Raw genomic sequence first — 16,527 nt, 5'->3', positions numbered from 1 at the left:
GAGAAACAAGCGCTTTTAGTGCCGGGAGAAAAGATGCGCCCCTGGCGGGGCGCATCGAGAGAGTTTAGTGCAGGATCTTGGCCAGGAAGTCCTTGGCGCGATCGGACTCGGGGTTGTTGAAGAAATCGTCTTTGTTGCGGTCTTCGACGATTTTGCCTTCGTCCATAAAGATCACCCGATTCGCCACCTTGCGGGCGAAGCCCATTTCGTGGGTTACCACCATCATGGTCATGCCTTCGTTCGCCAGTTCGACCATCACGTCCAGCACTTCGTTGATCATTTCCGGATCGAGCGCCGAGGTCGGTTCATCGAACAGCATGGCGATAGGATCCATGCACAGCGCGCGGGCGATGGCGACGCGCTGCTGCTGGCCGCCGGACAGCTGGCCGGGGAACTTGTTGGCATGGGCGGAGAGGCCGACGCGTTCAAGCAGCTTCAGGCCCTTCTCGCGTGAGGCGGTCTTATCGCGCTTGAGCACTTTCACCTGCGCCAGCGTCAGGTTGTCGATGATAGACAGGTGCGGGAACAGCTCAAAGTGTTGGAACACCATGCCGACTTTGGCACGCAGCTGCGCCAGGTTGGTTTTCTTGTCGTTGACCGGCGTGCCGTTCACCAGGATGCTTCCCTGCTGGATCGGCTCGAGGCCGTTGACGGTTTTGATCAGGGTGGACTTGCCGGAACCTGAAGGACCGCAGACGACGACCACTTCGCCTTTTTTCACTTCGGTGGTGCAATCGGTCAACACTTGGAAGTGACCGTACCACTTGGAAACATTTTTCAGGGATATCATCAAACAGTCCTTTTCTTCAAATAGCTTACCAGCGCCGAGGCGGCGAGGCTGATAACAAAATAGACAAAACCGGCGAACAGGATCATTTCAACCTGGGTGCCGTCGCGTTCGCCAATGGTCGACGCGGTGCGGAAGAAGTCGGCCAGGCTCAGTACGTAAACCAGCGAGGTATCCTGGAACAGGACGATGCCCTGAGTCAGCAGCAGCGGCACCATGGCGCGGAACGCCTGCGGCAGGATCACCAGCCGCATGGACTGCCAGTGGGTCATGCCCAGCGCCAGCGCGGCGGAGGATTGGCCGCGCGAGATGCTGATGATACCGGCGCGGATGATTTCCGAATAATAGGCCGCTTCAAACAGGGAAAAGGCTACCATAGCCGAGATCAGGCGAATATCGGTTTTCGGCGACAGCCCTAGAACCTGTTGTAATAAGCTTGGAACCACCAGATAGAACCACAGCAGCACCATCACCAACGGCACCGAGCGGAACAGGTTGACGTACAGGGTGGCGAACCAGCTTATCGGTTTGAACGGCGACAGACGCATGACCGCCAACACGGTGCCCCACAGGATGCCGACCACGATGGCGGTCACGGTGATCTTCAGCGTGATCGCCATGCCTTGCAGCAGATAAGGGAAGCTTGGGACGATCGACGCCCAGTCAAATTCGTACATTATTTACTCCCCAGGTTGCCAGGCAACTGCACTTTCTTTTCGACCAGACGCATAAACAGCATGATCACGGCGTTGATGCCGATATAAGCCAGCGTAATGGCGGTAAAGGATTCATAGGCGTGTGCGGAGTAATCCAACAGCTTGCCGGCCTGTGCGGCCATGTCCACCAGCCCGATGGTGGAGGCAATGGCGGAGTTTTTGACCAGGTTGAGCATTTCCGAGGTCATCGGCGGCACGATCACCCGGTAGGCGTTCGGCAGCAGCACGTAGCGGTAGGTTTGCGGCAGCGTCAGGCCCATCGCCAACCCGGCGGCTTTCTGGCCGCGCGGCAGGGACTGAATGGCGGCGCGCACCTGTTCGCAAACGCGGGCGGCGGTAAACAGCCCCAGGCAGAGCATGGAAGAGACGAAGAACTGCACGTTGGGATCCAGCTCGGTTTTGAACCAGGTGCCGATATTGGCCGGCAGCAGCTCGGGGATCACCAGATACCAGGTAAAGAATTGCACGATCAGCGGCACGTTGCGGAACAGTTCGACGTAACAGGTGCCGAGGGTGGAAAGAAAGCGGTTGGGCACGGTACGCAAGATACCGAACAGTGAACCGACGAAGAAAGCGATAATCCAGGCACAGACGGAGAGGGCCACCGTGACCTGAAAGCCGGACCAGATCCAGCCGAGGTAAGTGGTGTTCCCAAACGGGGCCTGCTGCAGGAAGATACCCCAGTTCCAATCTATTGACATAACAAACTCCGATAAACGGGCGCAGGGCGCCGAAGATTGATGACTTGATGAGCGCCGATCGCCGCGCGGCCAGTCTGGCTGGCTTGTTGTGTACGGGTGTCGGTGATGCGCCTTGGGGAAAATGAGGGAGGGGAACGGCCCCCCTCATTCCTGTCTGTCCCAGTCATCAACTGGGCCGGTTTGGCCTGGCGGCCGCCCCGGCTTTTGTTCTATTTAGTTCAACGCTTTGTCGTTAGGCTCTTTGAACAGCTGCTTCATGTCGTCCGACAGTTCGAAGTTCATGTTGAGGTTTTTCGGTGGAATAGGCTGCTTGAACCATTTCTCAAACCACTTGGCCGCTTCACCGGAAGTTTGCGCCTGGGCGATGGTGTCATCGACCAGCTTTTTAAACTCAGGATCGTCTTTGCGCAGCATGCAGCCGTAGGCTTCTTTCGACTGCGGCGTGCCGATGATTTCCCACTGATCCGGTTTCTTGGCCTTGGCGCGTTCGCCCGCCAGCAGGGCGTCGTCCATCATGAAGGCCACCGCGCGGCCGCTTTCCAGGGTACGGAAGGAGTCGCCGTGGTCTTTGGCGCTGATGATGCGCATGTTCATTTTGTCGCTGTCGTTCAGTTTGTTCAGCAGCACTTCGGAGGTGGTGCCGGAGGTGACCACCACCGGTTTGCCGGCCAGGTCCTTAAAGTCTTTGATGTCGGATCCTTTTTTCACCAGCAAGCGGGTGCCGACCACGAAAATGGTGTCGGAGAAGGCGGCCTGTTTCTGGCGCTCGAGGTTATTGGTGGTGGAGCCGCACTCGAAATCATAGGTGCCGTTTTGCAGCAGCGGGATGCGGTTCTGCGAGGTAATCGGCAGCATTTTCACCTGCAGATTCGGCGCATTCAGCTTTTTCTTAACGGCTTCAACGATTTGGTTGGAGTAGTCCTGAGAGTAGCCCACAACTTTTTGTTGGTTGTCGTAGTAGGAGAACGGCACTGACGATTCGCGGTGGCCGACAACGATCACGCCATTGTCTTTGATTTTCTTCAGCGTACCGGTCAGGTCTTCCGCATGCGCCACGCTACCTGCCGCACCGAGCAGCAGTAACGATAACGCCAATTTACGCATTTGCATGGTCCAACTCCTTTGCTGTTGTTGTGGCTCTGACTAAAGAGCGTCAGGTTAAATCGACTGTTTATTGCTCAAGTTATAAAGATAGTCTTATGAACTGAACGCTGTTAAAAAATAACCGATTGTGAACACATTGAAACTAAAATGTTTCATTTTTTGAGACGCCGCGCGCACCAAATCAATGCAACAAAACGTCGGCGCCCCCGCGTGGTGCGCTTAATGCACCCAAAATGTGCGCAGGTGCGACAAAACGTCAGCAAAAGTAAACCGGCGCGCGTTGTCGCCATAGATAAAAGCAAGGAGTGTGCCAGCCGCGTTGATTTAACGACGTTTTCTGACTGAGGTGGGGATATTGACGGGAACGCGGGGCGCGGCGGGCGCGCCCCGTCGAAGAGGATTATTTGCGGCGCAAGCCCAACATCAGCGCCCAGCCGCCCAGCAGCAGGGTAATCACCCACAGCGGTGTGGCGCCGAAGCGCGCATAAGGCGTGACGCCGGTGGTCGGCGTGACCTTCACTTCGAGCACCTGGCGGGTAAACTGCGGGATCTCGGCGATCACCTCGCCGTTCGCATCCACTGCGGCGGTAACGCCGTTATTGGTGCTGCGCAGCAGCGGCCGGCCGAGCTCCAGCGCCCGCATGCGCGCCATCTGGAAGTGCTGCCACGGGCCGATGGAGTGACCGAACCAGGCATCGTTGGAGATGGTCAGCAGGAAGTTGGTGTCCGGGCGGAAGTTATCGCGCACCTGCTGGCCCAACACGATTTCGTAACAGATGGCCGCCGTCAGGTTGTAGCCGCGTACGCTGAGCTGCGGCTGCACGTAGTCGCCGCGGCTGAAACCGGACATCGGCAGATTGAAGAACGGCGCGATAGGGCGCAACAGTTCACCCAGCGGCACGAACTCGCCGAACGGCACCAGGTGGTGCTTGTTGTAGCGATCCTTGGCCGGGTAGCTGTACGGCGTCGGTTCGCCCAGCACGATGGCGCTGTTGTATTCCTGCACGCCTTGCGGGGTGGCGCGCGCATCGACGATCCCCGTGATCAGGCTGCTGTTCTTCGCCCGCATCAGGTCATCCATCATGGTCAGGAAGCCGTTCTGACGCGGCTCGAAGTCAGGGATGGCGGACTCCGGCCAGATGATGATCGGCGCTTTGCCCATGTAGGGGCGGGTTTCGTCCAGATAGGTTTGCAGCGTGCTGAGCAGAATGCTCGGATCCCACTTCATCGACTGGGGAATGTTGCCTTGCACCATGGCGACGTTTACCGCTTTCTCCGGCTGCGGGGTAAACCACTGCAGCTGGCGCAGCGGCCACGGCAACAGCAGCAGCGCGGCGGCAATCACGGCTGCCGAGAGACGGCGCTGATTGACGGCGTACACCAGCAGGCCGGCGATGGCCATCAGCACAAAGGTGATGGCGTCGACGCCCAGCAGTGGCGCGATGCCCTTCAGCGGGCCATTGATCTGGCTGTAGCCGAACTGCAGCCACGGGAAGCCGGTCAGCACCCAGCCGCGCAGGAATTCGGTCACCTGCCACAGCGCCGGCGCGGCGATGGCCAGCCGCCACCAGCGGGTGGCCGGCCACAAGCGCGTCAACAGCCCGGCGAACAGCCCGGTATACAGCGACAGGTAAGCGGCGAGCAGTACCACCAGGAAGACGTTGACGGCGAAGGGCATGCCGCCGAAATCGGCGATGCTGACATACACCCAGTTGATGCCGCTGCCGAACAGCCCGAAGCCCCAGACAAAGCCGAGCAGGGCGGACTGTTTGGTGGTGCGATTGAGGGTAACGGCCAGCAGGCCGAACAGGGAAACGATGGCCGCGGGCCAGAAGTCGTAGGGCGAGAACGCCAGCGTCCCGCCGGCACCTGACAACAGCGCCAGCAGGGCGCGAACCCGCTGGCGTTCAAGTAATGAGGCTTTAGCCATGTTGGATTTAATCTTCCAGTTTCGGTGGTGGAGAATCGTCCGGAATTTTTACATGAACCTGGATGATACGTCGACTGTCGGCCATGGCAACTTTAAATAGGTAACCTTCGATTTCAATGGTTTCCCCGCGCGCCGGCAGGTGGCCGAAGGCCTGCATCACCAGACCGCCGATGGTATCGACCTCGTCGTCGCTGAAGTGGGTGCCGAAGGCTTCGTTGAAGTCTTCGATCGGCGCCAGCGCGCGCACGGTGTACATGTGGCGGCTGAGCTGACGGATATCCAGATCGTCTTCGTCGTCGTATTCGTCTTCGATCTCGCCGACGATCAGTTCCAGGATATCTTCGATGGTGACCAGGCCGGACACGCCGCCGAATTCGTCAATGACAATCGCCATGTGATAGCGCTGGGAGCGGAACTCTTTCAGCATCCGGTCGACGCGCTTGCTTTCCGGCACCACCACTGCGGTGCGCAGCACCTTGTCGATGCTGAACGGCTCGGAGTCTGCGCGCATGAACGGCAGCAGATCCTTGGCCATCAGGATGCCTTCGATGTGATCTTTGTCTTCGCTGATCACCGGGAAGCGCGAGTGGGCGGAGTCGATAATCACGTCCAGGCACTCTTCCAGCGTCTGGTTGCGCTTGAGCGTCACCATCTGGGAGCGGGGGATCATGATGTCGCGCACGCGCTGTTCGGCGATATCCATCACGCCTTCCAGCATGTCGCGGGTATCGGGATCGATCAGGTCGTTTTGTTCGGAATCGCGGATCAGCTCGACCAGATCGCCACGGTTTTTGGGCTCGCCGTGGAACAGCTGGTTAAGGATAAGAGTAAAGAACCCCTTCTTGGGACTGGGGCTGTCATTGCTTTGTGAATGGTCGTCGCTCATGGCGTTTTAGTTACTGTCACTCATGTCAGAGTTAAGGGGCGTCAGCGACAGCCCCGCAAAGGGGCTGTAGGGTAAACGGCTGACGTCAGACGGGGTCTTTTTCCGCCAGGTACGGATCAGGATAGCCCAGTCCGTGCATGATTTCGGTTTCCAAAGACTCCATTTCTTCGGCTTCATCGTCTTCGATGTGGTCATACCCTAGCAGATGGAGGCTGCCGTGGACAACCATATGCGCCCAGTGGGCCTCCAGCGTTTTGCCTTGCTCAATCGCTTCCTGCTCAACCACCTGACGGCAGATGATCAGATCGCCGAGCAGCGGCAGCTCGATGCCCGGTGGGGCTTCGAACGGGAAAGAGAGCACGTTGGTCGGCTTGTCTTTGCCGCGGTAGGTCAGGTTCAGCTCGTGGCTTTCCGCTTCGTCCACCAGACGCACGGTCACCTCGGCCTCTTCCTGAAATTGCGGCAGCACGCCTTCCAGCCAGCGTTGGAAGGTGGCCTCATCCGGCAGGCCGTCGCTGCTTTCACAGGCAATCTGCAAATCCAAAATCACCTGGCTCATGGTGTCTCCTGCTCGGAGGCGGCGAGCGCCTCGCGCTTACGTTGTTCGGCAATCGCGTCTTTGCGTTTCTGTTCGGCCGCTTCCCAGGCCTCATAGGCGATGACCACGCGAGCCACCACCGGGTGGCGCACCACGTCTTCGCTGTGGAAGAAGTTGAAGCTCAGCTCCTCCACGTCCGACAGCACTTCCACCGCGTGGCGCAGGCCGGATTTCTGGTTGCGCGGCAGGTCGATCTGGGTGACGTCGCCGGTGATGACCGCCTTCGAGTTGAAGCCGATGCGCGTCAGGAACATCTTCATCTGCTCGATGGTGGTGTTCTGGCTCTCATCCAGGATGATAAAGGCGTCGTTCAGCGTGCGGCCGCGCATATAGGCCAGCGGCGCGACTTCGATCACGTTGCGCTCAATGAGCTTCTCCACGCGCTCGAAGCCCAGCATTTCGAACAGGGCGTCGTACAACGGGCGCAGATAAGGATCGACCTTCTGGCTCAGATCGCCCGGCAGGAAGCCCAGCTTTTCGCCGGCTTCGACCGCGGGGCGGGTCAGCAGTATGCGGCGAATTTCCTGGCGTTCCAGCGCATCCACCGCAGCGGCGACCGCCAGGTAGGTTTTGCCGGTGCCCGCCGGGCCGATGCCGAAGGTGATGTCGTGATCGAGAATGTTGGCGATGTACTGCGCCTGGTTAGGCGTGCGCGGTTTCACCATGCCGCGCTTGGTTTTAATGGTGACCGCCTTGCCGTAATCCGGCACGCTGTCGGCCACCTGTTCCAGCACCCGGCTCTCTTTGATCGCCAGATGGATTTGCTCCGGATCGATATCCGGGATCACGCCGCGAATCGGCGCGGTATCCACGTAAAGATGGCGCAGGATATCGGCGGCGGCGACCACGCACAGGTTCTTGCCGACCAGCTTGAAACGGTTGTCGCGGCGATTGATTTCGATGCCCAATCGGCGCTCGAGTTGTTTGATGTTGTCATCAAACGGGCCGCACAGGCTGAGCAAACGCTTGTTGTCTGCGGGCTCTAACAAAATTTCTTGTGTTGCGACGTTCAAACTATTCCTCTAGGTCACATCGGGCCTGGTTGATGTCACATAGCGCGTCCGGGACGCGCGCGTTCAGGGCGAGCCTGAATACTCTCTTTCTTGAATTATTCATGGTGCGCCGCAACGGCGCAAGTTTACCGCTGATCTATCTGTGCGCCGTCGGCGGAATTCAAGGGAAGATCAGGAAAAAACGCGGCGGGGCGCAAAGCCCGCCGCGTCATCACAGGACAAGACCGCTGGGAATCAGTTCTTTTTCACGAATTCGGACTTCAGTTTCATCGGGCCGAAACCGTCGATTTTGCAGTCGATGTTGTGATCGCCTTCCACCAGACGAATGTTTTTCACCTTGGTGCCGATCTTCAGCATCGAGGAGCTGCCTTTGACTTTCAGGTCTTTGACCACGGTGACCGCATCGCCGTCCGCCAGCAGGTTGCCGTTGGCGTCTTTGACGATCAGCGCATCCTGATCTTCCGCCGGGGCGCTGTCGCTCCACTCGTGGGCGCACTCAGGGCAGATGAACAGGGCATTGTCCTGGTAGGTGTATTCGGAGTTGCACTTCGGGCAGTGTGGGAGTTGCATGTTATGTCGCCTCTTCAACAATAAAAAATAGAAAAAAGAACATCACCGGGCGCGGACGCCCGGCGGAGAAACGGTAAGGAATAGCGTGAATGGGCGGCGATAAGGCGGCCGCCGCGGCGTCAGGGCTGGTAAATGCCGACGCCCAGCGCGTTTTCTTTGCGGGTACGGGCGATCACCGACTGCGGGGATTCATGTACGCGCAGATCCATCTGCTGTTCGGTGCGCACCACTGCGCCACGCAGGGTGTTGGTCAGCACCTCGGTAATTTCCACGTCGACAAACTGGCCGATCATGTCAGGCGTGCCTTCGAAGTTTACCACACGGTTGCATTCCGTGCGCCCGGCCAGTTCCATCACGCTTTTGCGCGAGGTGCCTTCCACCAGAATACGCTGGACGGTGCCGAGCATGCGGCGGCTGAATTGCAGCGCCTGCTGGTTGATGCGATCCTGCAGAATGTACAGCCGCTGCTTTTTCTCTTCTTCGCTGACGTCGTCAACCATGTCCGCCGCCGGCGTACCGGGGCGCGACGAATAGATGAAGCTGAAGCTGACGTCGAAGTTGACGTCGGCGATCAGGTTCATGGTCTGTTCGAAGTCGGCCTGGCTCTCGCCCGGGAAACCGACGATGAAATCGGAGCTGAGCTGAATATTCGGGCGCGCCTTGCGCAGCTTGCGGATAATCGCCTTGTACTCCAGCGCGGTGTGCGCGCGTTTCATCATGGTCAGGATGCGATCCGAACCACTCTGCACCGGCAGATGCAGGAAGCTGACCAGCTCCGGCGTGTCTTCGTACACCGCGATGATATCGTCGGTGAACTCGATAGGGTGGCTGGTGGTGAAGCGAATGCGATCGATGCCGTCGATGGCGGCCACCAGGCGCAGCAGTTCGGCGAACGAGCAGATATCGCCGTCATGCGTGGCGCCGCGGTAAGCGTTGACGTTTTGGCCGAGCAGGTTGACCTCGCGCACGCCCTGCGCCGCCAACTGGGCGATTTCGAACAGCACGTCGTCGCTCGGGCGGCTCACTTCCTCGCCGCGGGTGTAAGGCACCACGCAGAAAGTGCAGTATTTGTTGCAGCCTTCCATGATCGACACGAATGCGGTCGGGCCTTCGGCGCGCGGCTCCGGCAGGCGGTCGAACTTTTCGATCTCCGGGAAGCTGATATCGACCACCGGGCTGCGGGTGCCCTGAACGTGGTTGATCATTTCCGGCAGGCGGTGCAGGGTCTGCGGGCCGAATACCACGTCGACGCAGGGCGCGCGGCTGCGGATAAGCTCCCCTTCTTGCGAGGCCACGCAACCGCCGACCCCGATGATGACAGACGGGTTCTTTTCTTTCAGCAAGCGCCAGCGCCCCAGCATGGCGAAAACTTTCTCCTGCGCTTTTTCGCGGATCGAGCAGGTGTTCAGCAACAGCACGTCCGCTTCTTCGGCGTTGTCGGTCCACTCGAAGCCGTGCGTGCTGTTCAACAGGTCGGCCATTTTCGATGAATCGTACTCATTCATCTGGCAGCCCCAGGTTTTGATATGTAGTTTTTTCGTCATTGACTTGCCATTACTCAGTGCGGAGCGAAAGTTGCGTTACGCGACATGCAGGGCGCGTATTGTAATCATTTGCCGCCGTTGTGACCAGCGCGGGGGAAAATGGCACGCAACCTGAAGCCGAAGCGAAAATCCGGTACACTGCGCAAAACGCCATCCCGGGTGGGATGGCGAGCATTCACACAGAAAACATAGCCAATATGAAGACATCTCAAAATCGGTATGACGCGGTGGTGGTGGGCGGCGGCATGGTCGGCGCGGCGGCGGCCCTCGGGCTGGCGCAGGCGGGCTGGTCGGTGGCGTTGCTGGAACATCAGGCGCCGCAGGCGTTCGAGGCGCAAAGCCCGCCGGACCTGCGCATTTCCGCTATCGGCTGCACCTCGGTGGGGCTGCTGAAACAGCTCGGCGCCTGGCCGGCCGTGACGGCGATGCGCACGGCGCCGTATCGCCGGCTGGAGACCTGGGAATGGGCATCGTCGCGGGTGGCGTTCGACGCGGTGTCCCTGGGGCTGCCGGAGCTGGGCTTTATGGTGGAAAACCGTATTCTGCAGCTGGCGCTGTGGCAGCAGTTCGCGCAGTGCGCCAATCTGACGTTGCTGTGCCCCGCCAGGCTGCAATCGCTGCAGCGGGCGGACAAGGCCTGGCAGTTGACGCTGGACAGCGGTGAAACGCTGCAGGCGCGGCTGGTTATCGGCGCCGATGGTGCCAACTCGCAGGTACGCAAGCTGGCGGCGATCGGCACCAACGGTTGGCAGTATCGTCAGGCATGCATGTTGATCACCGTCGATACCGGCGCGCCGCAGCAGGATGTGACCTGGCAGCGCTTCTTCCCGTCCGGGCCGCGCGCCTTCCTGCCGCTGTACGACAGCTGGGCATCGCTGGTGTGGTATGACAGCCCGCAGCGCATTCGCCAACTGCAGGCGATGCCGCCGGCGCAGCTGGAGCGCGAGATCGCCGCCGCTTTTCCAGCGCGACTGGGCCCGGTCAAGGTGCACGCCGCCGGATCGTTCCCGTTGACGCGGCGTCATGCGCAGCGTTACGTGCTGCCGGGGCTGGCGCTGCTGGGGGATGCCGCGCATACCATCAACCCGCTGGCCGGGCAGGGCGTCAATCTGGGGTATCGCGATGTGGATGCCTTGTTGAATGTGTTGAGCGAGGCGCGGGATCAGGGAGAGGACTGGAGCAGCGAGGCGGTGCTGTTGCGTTATCAGCGTCGCCGTCGCACCGACAATCTGCTGATGCAGAGCGGCATGGATCTGTTTTATACCGCCTTCAGCAATAACCTGGCGCCGCTGAACGTGGCGCGCAATCTGGCGCTGATGGCCGCGCAGCGGGCGGGCAAGCTGAAAGAGCATGCGTTGAAGTACGCGTTGGGATTGTAACCGGTAGGGCTCAGCGGCGGCTGGGCCCGTTAGGATTGGCTGAACGCCAGACAGCAAAAAGCCCGCCGAAGCGGGCTTTTCTAAATATGGCTGGGGTGCCAGGATTCGAACCTGGGTATGCTGGTATCAGAAACCAGAGCCTTACCGCTTGGCGACACCCCAATTATGGTGGCTACGACGGGATTTGAACCTGTGACCCCATCATTATGAGTGATGTGCTCTAACCAGCTGAGCTACGTAGCCGATGTTACTTTTTACTTCTTTGATTTGCAAGCAGTTTGTTATGGCTGGGGTACCTGGATTCGAACCAGGGAATGCCGGTATCAAAAACCGGTGCCTTACCGCTTGGCGATACCCCACCTGCAAACAAATCTTATGTTGAAACCCCGTTCCCGAAAGAATATGGCTGGGGTACCTGGATTCGAACCAGGGAATGCCGGTATCAAAAACCGGTGCCTTACCGCTTGGCGATACCCCATCAACATACTGCGCCGACGATGAAGAGAAATGGTGCGGGAGGCGAGACTTGAACTCGCACACCTTGCGGCGCCAGAACCTAAATCTGGTGCGTCTACCAATTTCGCCACTCCCGCAAATGCAAAAAAGAGATGGTGGCTACGACGGGATTCGAACCTGTGACCCCATCATTATGAGTGATGTGCTCTAACCAGCTGAGCTACGTAGCCCTCTTTTTTTGCTTTGCCTTCATCGGCGTTGCGGGGCGCATTATGCGTATATGACCGATTTGCGTCAACAAGTTTTTTCCCGAAAAAGCGCCCGGAAGCGCCGTTTGTCTGGGTTGTGAACATTATGGCGATAAAATCGGCAATTCAGGCAGTTGGCGGAGGAAAAAGGCAACAAAAAGGCGGGCCAAAAGGCCCGCCCCAAGGGAAAACGCCGCGCGATTATTTATAGGCGGCCTGATGCACGCCGACGGCGCGGCCGGAAGGATCGTCCATCTTCTTGAACGATTCGTCCCATTCGATGGCCTTGGCGGACGAGCAGGCGACGGACGGGCCGCCCGGCACGCATTCGGCGGCGCTCGGCAGCGGGAACAGCTCCTCGAAGATTTCGCGGTACAGGTAGCCTTCTTTAGAGCTCGGCGTGTTGTACGGGAAGCGGAAACGCGCGGTTTCGAGCTGTTGATCGCTGATTTGCTGCGCAGCGACCTCTTTTAGCGTGTCGATCCAACTGTAGCCAACGCCGTCGGAGAACTGCTCTTTCTGGCGCCAGGCCACGCTGGCCGGCAAATAGGACTCGAAACATTCGCGAACGATGTGTTTTTCCATTTTGCCGTTGCCGCACATTTTATCTTTCGGGTTGATGCGCATCGCCACGTCGAGGAATTTCTTGTCCAGGAACGGCACGCGGGCTTCGACGCCCCAGGCGGACATCGCCTTGTTGGCGCGCGCGCAGTCGAACATGTGCAGCGCCAGCAGTTTACGCACGGTCTCTTCGTGGAATTCGCGGGCGTCCGGTGCCTTATGGAAGTACAGGTAGCCGCCGAACACTTCGTCCGCGCCTTCGCCGGAGAGCACCATCTTGATGCCCATCGCCTTGATTTTGCGCGACATCAGGTACATCGGCGTCGAGGCGCGAATGGTGGTGACGTCGTAGGTTTCGATGTGATAAATCACGTCGCGGATGGCGTCCAGGCCTTCCTGCACGGTGAAGTGGATTTCATGGTGCACGGTGCCCAGATGGTTGGCCACCTCTTGCGCGGCGCGCAAATCCGGCGAGCCTTCCAGGCCGACGGCGAAGGAGTGCAGCTGCGGCCACCAGGCCTCGCTGCGTTCCTGATCCTCCACGCGGCGCGCGGCGTATTTCTTGGTGATCGCCGAGATGACCGAGGAATCCAGCCCGCCCGACAGCAGCACGCCGTAGGGCACGTCGGACATCAGGTGGCTTTTCACCGACTCTTCCAGCGCGGTGCGCAGGGCGGCGGCGTCGGTCACGTTGTCCTTGACGCTGTCGTAATCGAACCAGTCGCGGCGATAATATTCACGGATCTCACCGTCCTGGCTCCACAGATAGCTGCCGGCCGGGAATTCCTTGATGGTGCGGCACACCGGCACCAGCGCTTTCATTTCCGAGGCGACGTACAGGTTGCCGTGCTCGTCGTGGCCCATGTACAGCGGAATGATGCCCAGGTGATCGCGGCCGATCAGGTAGGCGTCTTTTTCGGTGTCATACAGGGCGAAGGCGAACATGCCTTGCAGATCGTCGAGGAAGTCCGGGCCTTTCTCCTGGTACAGCGCCAGGATCACTTCACAGTCGGAACCGGTCTGGAACGCGTAGCGGTCGCTCAGCTGTTGGCGCAGCGTCTGATGGTTGTAAATTTCGCCGTTGACCGCCAGAACGTGGGTGTGCGCAGCGTTGTACAGCGGTTGAGCGCCGTTGTTGACGTCGACGATCGACAGGCGTTCGTGAGCCAGAATGGCTTTGTCGCTGGCGTAAACGCCGGACCAATCCGGGCCGCGGTGGCGCATCAGACGTGACAGCTCCAGCGCTTTTTTACGCAGTTCAACGGGATCGGACTTCAGATCGAGCACACCGAAAATAGAACACATACAACTCTCCTAACGGGCTTTTATGACTGTGATGTTGTTTTTTACTCTTATGGGCAGCATTGCCGATTTATCAGCGATAACCCGGTTTTGCTGCGCTGTGGTTATGAAAATGCGCCAAAAGCTGCGGGAGATGCAAGCGTTTTAGCCATGCGTTGAGAAATAGTTGTTTGCTTAGGTGCGGTTTTTAACGGATGTTCAGTTATCGGCGTGAAAAATTATCGATTATGCAATTTTTAGCGTGATGGCGAGATTGCCGGCCAGTTTGACCGGCAATCGATTAGCGATTAGGCGATGAGCTGCCACAGGGTGAAGGCGGCGTCCGGCGTCCAGCCGGCGTTGGAAGTGTGCGCCTGGATACAGGTGTATTTCTTGCCTTTATAGCTCACCACGTCGCCGGCTTTGTAGCTGTGGTTGTTCTGCCACTCGGGCGCACCCGGATCGGGCGGCGTGCCGTCGTTGGCGGTTTTGACCGCCAGCGCGCTGCTCGGCAGCGAGGTATTGCCCTGGCTGTCGGTTGCGGTAACGAAGTAGCTGTACTGGGTGGCCGGGGTCAGGCCGCTGTCGGTCAGCGACAGGCCGGCGGTCTGGCCGATCGGATTGCCGTTGCGGTAGACGGTGTAGCTGGCGATCGGTAACGCGCCGGTGGCGGCGGCCCAGCTCAGTTTCAGCGAGGTGGCGCCCAGCTCGGCGACCGTCAGCGCCGTCGGCGCATTAGGCTTTCCCGGCGGCGGGGTGACGCCGCCCTGAATCAGCGGCGCATAGCGGGTTTTGAATTCCCAGTTGTAGGCCACGCCGGCTTTGCTCTTGCCGTTGTCCCAGTTGATCGACCAGGTCATCAGGCCCTTGATCGACAGGTTTTTGGCGTCAAGACGCGCGAAGGCGTTATACACCGCCTGTTTGTCGATCACGTAGCCGGTGGCGGCGGCATCGTTGTTGCTCGGCAGGCCGATGACGAATTTCGCCGCCGGGATTTTCGCATAGCCGCGGGTGCCGGTGACCAGGCTTTCCGTCAGATAGTAGAGGAAGTCCTCTTTCATGGCGTCGTTATTCTGCGTGATCCAGGCGTTGAGTTCATCCACCCAAATACCGTCGCCGCCCTGGTTGTAATATTGCGGCGCAATAAAGTCGTAATAGCCTTCAAGGGCGTTGATATAATCCAGATAGGTGCCGTTGGTGCGCAAATACGGGAATTCCGGCGCCATGCTGATAATAAAGTTTTTCCCCTGCGCGGCGTAATGGTCTTTTACTTTTTTCAATGCCGCAGGCAAGACGGTTTTATTATTGGCGGCGCCGATCGCCGCCTGTTCCAGATCGATATCCAGGCCGTCGAAGCCATAGACTTCCACCAGGCGAATAATCTCGTCTTTCAGCTTGTCTTCGTCGCCGGTCTTCAGCTCGATATGCGCGTCTGCGCCGCCGAGGGAGATCAGCACCGCGCGGCCCTGGCTGTTCAGCACGCCCACCTGGCGGCGAAACTCGGCGTCGGACAGGTTGTAAGGTTTGAAGGTCGGGATGCCCTGGCCTTTCATAAAGGCGACGGCCACTACGTTGTACTCGGCGGGAATGTCGGTCAGATTCATATTGGCGAACTGGCCTTGTTGATAACCGTCACTGGCGCCGGCGGCCCAGTTGTGCCAGAAACCCATCAGGATCTTTTTATTGGCGATAGACGGCATAATGGCCGCGTCATCGGCGGCGACGGCATTAATAATGTTATTTGTGCTCATGGTGGCCTCATTCATTAAGGGGGAGAGTTTTTCGCTCGCCGGCAATATCAGCTATTGGCGGGGCGTAAACTTATAATGAGGATTTTTAGCGCAGGCAGGCTGAAACCTTTTGCGGCCATGAACGAATTAAATTCAAACTGCGGTCAGGAAGAGGGAAATAATGGCGGCCGGGCAGCCGCCATCGATGGATCAGAAGATGGTGATATCGGCGACGGAAGGGTAGACGTAGCTCGGGCGGAACGGCATGGTTTCGATGTCGCTCAGCGTGGAGACGCCGGACAGCACCAGCACGGTTTCCAGGCCGGCCTGGAAGCCCGCCAGAATGTCGGTGCGCAGGTTGTCGCCGACGATCACCGTCTCTTCCGAGTGCGCCTGCATTTTGTTCAGTGCGGCGCGAATGATCCACGGGCTGGGCTTGCCGACATAAAACGGCTTGCGGCCGGTGATCTTCTCGATGGGCGCGCACAGGGCGCCGCAGGCCGGCGAGAAGCCGTGGCCGTGGCTATCCGGATTGGTCGCGATAAAGCGCGCGCCGTTACTGACGAAGTAGGCGGCTTTGTGCATCATGTCCCAGTTGTAAGAGCGGGTTTCACCGACGATCACAAAATCCGGGTTGATGTCGGTGATGGTGAAACCGGCTTTGTACAGCTCATGGATCAGCGCGCCTTCGCCGACCACATAGGCTTTTTTGCCTTCCTGACGGCGCAGGAAGTCGGCGGTGGCCATCGCCGAGGTATAGAACGCGCTCTCCGGCACTTCCAGCCCGGCGGCGGCGAAGCGGTTCGCCAGATCCTGTGCGGTCTGTGACGGGTAGTTGGTCAGCACCACCAGCGGCATGCCTTGTTCCTGGATGCGCGCCAGGAACAGATCGGCGCCGGGCACCGGCGTATTGTCATGCAGCAGCACGCCGTCGATATCGCATATAACGTTTTTGATTTTCATTTGTCGCTGTTTCTCATGATTACGGCAGGCAAGAAGTGACGATAACACACCTGCCAGAAG

14 protein-coding genes and 6 tRNA genes are annotated in these 16,527 nt (G+C 59.0%); 1 reads left to right on the top strand and 19 read right to left on the bottom strand.

The window, feature by feature from the left end:
• Positions 1-64 precede the first annotated feature (64 nt).
• From CRO23_RS18360 to miaB, 10 genes are all read right to left on the bottom strand, one after another.
• Positions 65-790 carry an amino acid ABC transporter ATP-binding protein gene (locus CRO23_RS18360; protein ID WP_004939983.1) on the bottom strand — a complete coding sequence of 242 codons (726 nt, stop codon included), beginning with the start codon at positions 788-790 and terminating at the stop codon, positions 65-67.
• Positions 790-1,464 (bottom strand): glutamate/aspartate ABC transporter permease GltK, encoded by a 675-nt coding sequence (gltK, locus tag CRO23_RS18355; protein WP_015376945.1) that lies wholly within the window; start codon positions 1,462-1,464, stop codon positions 790-792. Before gltK ends, CRO23_RS18360 begins: the two co-directional genes overlap by 1 nt.
• Positions 1,464-2,204, bottom strand: a complete 741-nt coding sequence (locus tag CRO23_RS18350; protein WP_004939979.1) for an amino acid ABC transporter permease — start codon at positions 2,202-2,204, stop codon at positions 1,464-1,466. The genes gltK and CRO23_RS18350 overlap by 1 nt, the downstream gene beginning before the upstream one ends.
• 213 nt (positions 2,205-2,417) lie before the next feature.
• Positions 2,418-3,314, bottom strand: a complete 897-nt coding sequence (locus CRO23_RS18345; protein ID WP_004939976.1) for an amino acid ABC transporter substrate-binding protein — start codon at positions 3,312-3,314, stop codon at positions 2,418-2,420.
• A 394-nt stretch (positions 3,315-3,708) separates the two neighbouring features.
• Positions 3,709-5,238: an apolipoprotein N-acyltransferase gene (gene lnt / locus CRO23_RS18340; protein ID WP_016928767.1), complete on the bottom strand. Its 1,530-nt coding sequence runs from the start codon at positions 5,236-5,238 to the stop codon at positions 3,709-3,711.
• Positions 5,239-5,245: 7 nt separating this feature from the next.
• Positions 5,246-6,124, bottom strand: coding sequence for a CNNM family magnesium/cobalt transport protein CorC (corC, locus tag CRO23_RS18335; RefSeq protein WP_004939973.1), 879 nt, complete (start codon positions 6,122-6,124; stop codon positions 5,246-5,248).
• Positions 6,125-6,209: 85 nt separating this feature from the next.
• Entirely contained in the window at positions 6,210-6,683 is a 474-nt protein-coding gene (gene ybeY, locus CRO23_RS18330; protein ID WP_016928766.1) for an rRNA maturation RNase YbeY, read from the bottom strand.
• Complete coding sequence (locus tag CRO23_RS18325) at positions 6,680-7,735, bottom strand: PhoH family protein (RefSeq protein WP_025301852.1); 1,056 nt, start codon at positions 7,733-7,735, stop codon at positions 6,680-6,682. The genes ybeY and CRO23_RS18325 overlap by 4 nt, the downstream gene beginning before the upstream one ends.
• Positions 7,736-7,969: 234 nt before the next feature.
• Positions 7,970-8,305, bottom strand: a complete 336-nt coding sequence (locus CRO23_RS18320) for a zinc ribbon domain-containing protein YjdM (RefSeq protein ID WP_016928764.1) — start codon at positions 8,303-8,305, stop codon at positions 7,970-7,972.
• Between the two features lie 119 nt (positions 8,306-8,424).
• Positions 8,425-9,849: a tRNA (N6-isopentenyl adenosine(37)-C2)-methylthiotransferase MiaB gene (gene miaB / locus CRO23_RS18315; protein ID WP_004939964.1), complete on the bottom strand. Its 1,425-nt coding sequence runs from the start codon at positions 9,847-9,849 to the stop codon at positions 8,425-8,427.
• Positions 9,850-10,046: 197 nt separating this feature from the next.
• Here miaB and ubiF point away from each other — a divergent pair, with 197 nt between their 5' ends.
• Positions 10,047-11,228: a 3-demethoxyubiquinol 3-hydroxylase gene (gene ubiF / locus CRO23_RS18310; protein ID WP_048796867.1), complete on the top strand. Its 1,182-nt coding sequence runs from the start codon at positions 10,047-10,049 to the stop codon at positions 11,226-11,228.
• A gap of 87 nt (positions 11,229-11,315) precedes the next feature.
• Here ubiF and CRO23_RS18305 read toward each other — a convergent pair.
• The 9 genes from CRO23_RS18305 to CRO23_RS18265 form a co-directional block, all read right to left on the bottom strand.
• A tRNA-Gln gene (locus CRO23_RS18305) sits at positions 11,316-11,390 on the bottom strand.
• A gap of 4 nt (positions 11,391-11,394) precedes the next feature.
• Positions 11,395-11,471: transfer RNA gene (locus tag CRO23_RS18300), tRNA-Met, on the bottom strand.
• A 41-nt stretch (positions 11,472-11,512) separates the two neighbouring features.
• A tRNA-Gln gene (locus CRO23_RS18295) sits at positions 11,513-11,587 on the bottom strand.
• Positions 11,588-11,631: 44 nt separating this feature from the next.
• Positions 11,632-11,706, bottom strand: a tRNA-Gln gene (locus CRO23_RS18290).
• Between the two features lie 30 nt (positions 11,707-11,736).
• Positions 11,737-11,821 (bottom strand) — tRNA-Leu (locus CRO23_RS18285).
• A gap of 16 nt (positions 11,822-11,837) precedes the next feature.
• Positions 11,838-11,914, bottom strand: a tRNA-Met gene (locus CRO23_RS18280).
• A gap of 219 nt (positions 11,915-12,133) precedes the next feature.
• Positions 12,134-13,798 (bottom strand): asparagine synthase B, encoded by a 1,665-nt coding sequence (gene asnB / locus CRO23_RS18275; RefSeq protein WP_097102614.1) that lies wholly within the window; start codon positions 13,796-13,798, stop codon positions 12,134-12,136.
• A gap of 284 nt (positions 13,799-14,082) precedes the next feature.
• Positions 14,083-15,525 (bottom strand): carbohydrate-binding protein, encoded by a 1,443-nt coding sequence (locus CRO23_RS18270; RefSeq protein WP_089185620.1) that lies wholly within the window; start codon positions 15,523-15,525, stop codon positions 14,083-14,085.
• A gap of 189 nt (positions 15,526-15,714) precedes the next feature.
• Positions 15,715-16,467, bottom strand: a complete 753-nt coding sequence (locus CRO23_RS18265) for an HAD-IIA family hydrolase (protein WP_004939957.1) — start codon at positions 16,465-16,467, stop codon at positions 15,715-15,717.
• Positions 16,468-16,527 lie beyond the last annotated feature (60 nt).

It is taken from the genome of Serratia sp. JKS296 (genome assembly GCF_900215445.1).
In the GTDB taxonomy this organism is placed as follows: Bacteria; Pseudomonadota; Gammaproteobacteria; order Enterobacterales; family Enterobacteriaceae; genus Serratia; species Serratia marcescens.
The sequence above is the reverse complement of the archived record's forward strand: the minus strand, read 5'-3'. Positions and strand labels throughout refer to the sequence as shown.

What these genes read in the sequence shown, in the direction of transcription:
- CRO23_RS18360 (WP_004939983.1), bottom strand. Translation starts at nt 790, where the DNA reads ATGATATCCCTGAAAAATGTTTCCAAGTGGTACGGTCACTTCCAAGTG.
- gltK (WP_015376945.1), bottom strand. Translation starts at nt 1,464, where the DNA reads ATGTACGAATTTGACTGGGCGTCGATCGTCCCAAGCTTCCCTTATCTG.
- CRO23_RS18350 (WP_004939979.1), bottom strand. Translation starts at nt 2,204, where the DNA reads ATGTCAATAGATTGGAACTGGGGTATCTTCCTGCAGCAGGCCCCGTTT.
- CRO23_RS18345 (WP_004939976.1), bottom strand. Translation starts at nt 3,314, where the DNA reads ATGCAAATGCGTAAATTGGCGTTATCGTTACTGCTGCTCGGTGCGGCA.
- lnt (WP_016928767.1), bottom strand. Translation starts at nt 5,238, where the DNA reads ATGGCTAAAGCCTCATTACTTGAACGCCAGCGGGTTCGCGCCCTGCTG.
- corC (WP_004939973.1), bottom strand. Translation starts at nt 6,124, where the DNA reads ATGAGCGACGACCATTCACAAAGCAATGACAGCCCCAGTCCCAAGAAG.
- ybeY (WP_016928766.1), bottom strand. Translation starts at nt 6,683, where the DNA reads ATGAGCCAGGTGATTTTGGATTTGCAGATTGCCTGTGAAAGCAGCGAC.
- CRO23_RS18320 (WP_016928764.1), bottom strand. Translation starts at nt 8,305, where the DNA reads ATGCAACTCCCACACTGCCCGAAGTGCAACTCCGAATACACCTACCAG.
- miaB (WP_004939964.1), bottom strand. Translation starts at nt 9,849, where the DNA reads ATGACGAAAAAACTACATATCAAAACCTGGGGCTGCCAGATGAATGAG.
- ubiF (WP_048796867.1), top strand. Translation starts at nt 10,047, where the DNA reads ATGAAGACATCTCAAAATCGGTATGACGCGGTGGTGGTGGGCGGCGGC.
- asnB (WP_097102614.1), bottom strand. Translation starts at nt 13,798, where the DNA reads ATGTGTTCTATTTTCGGTGTGCTCGATCTGAAGTCCGATCCCGTTGAA.
- CRO23_RS18270 (WP_089185620.1), bottom strand. Translation starts at nt 15,525, where the DNA reads ATGAGCACAAATAACATTATTAATGCCGTCGCCGCCGATGACGCGGCC.
- CRO23_RS18265 (WP_004939957.1), bottom strand. Translation starts at nt 16,467, where the DNA reads ATGAAAATCAAAAACGTTATATGCGATATCGACGGCGTGCTGCTGCAT.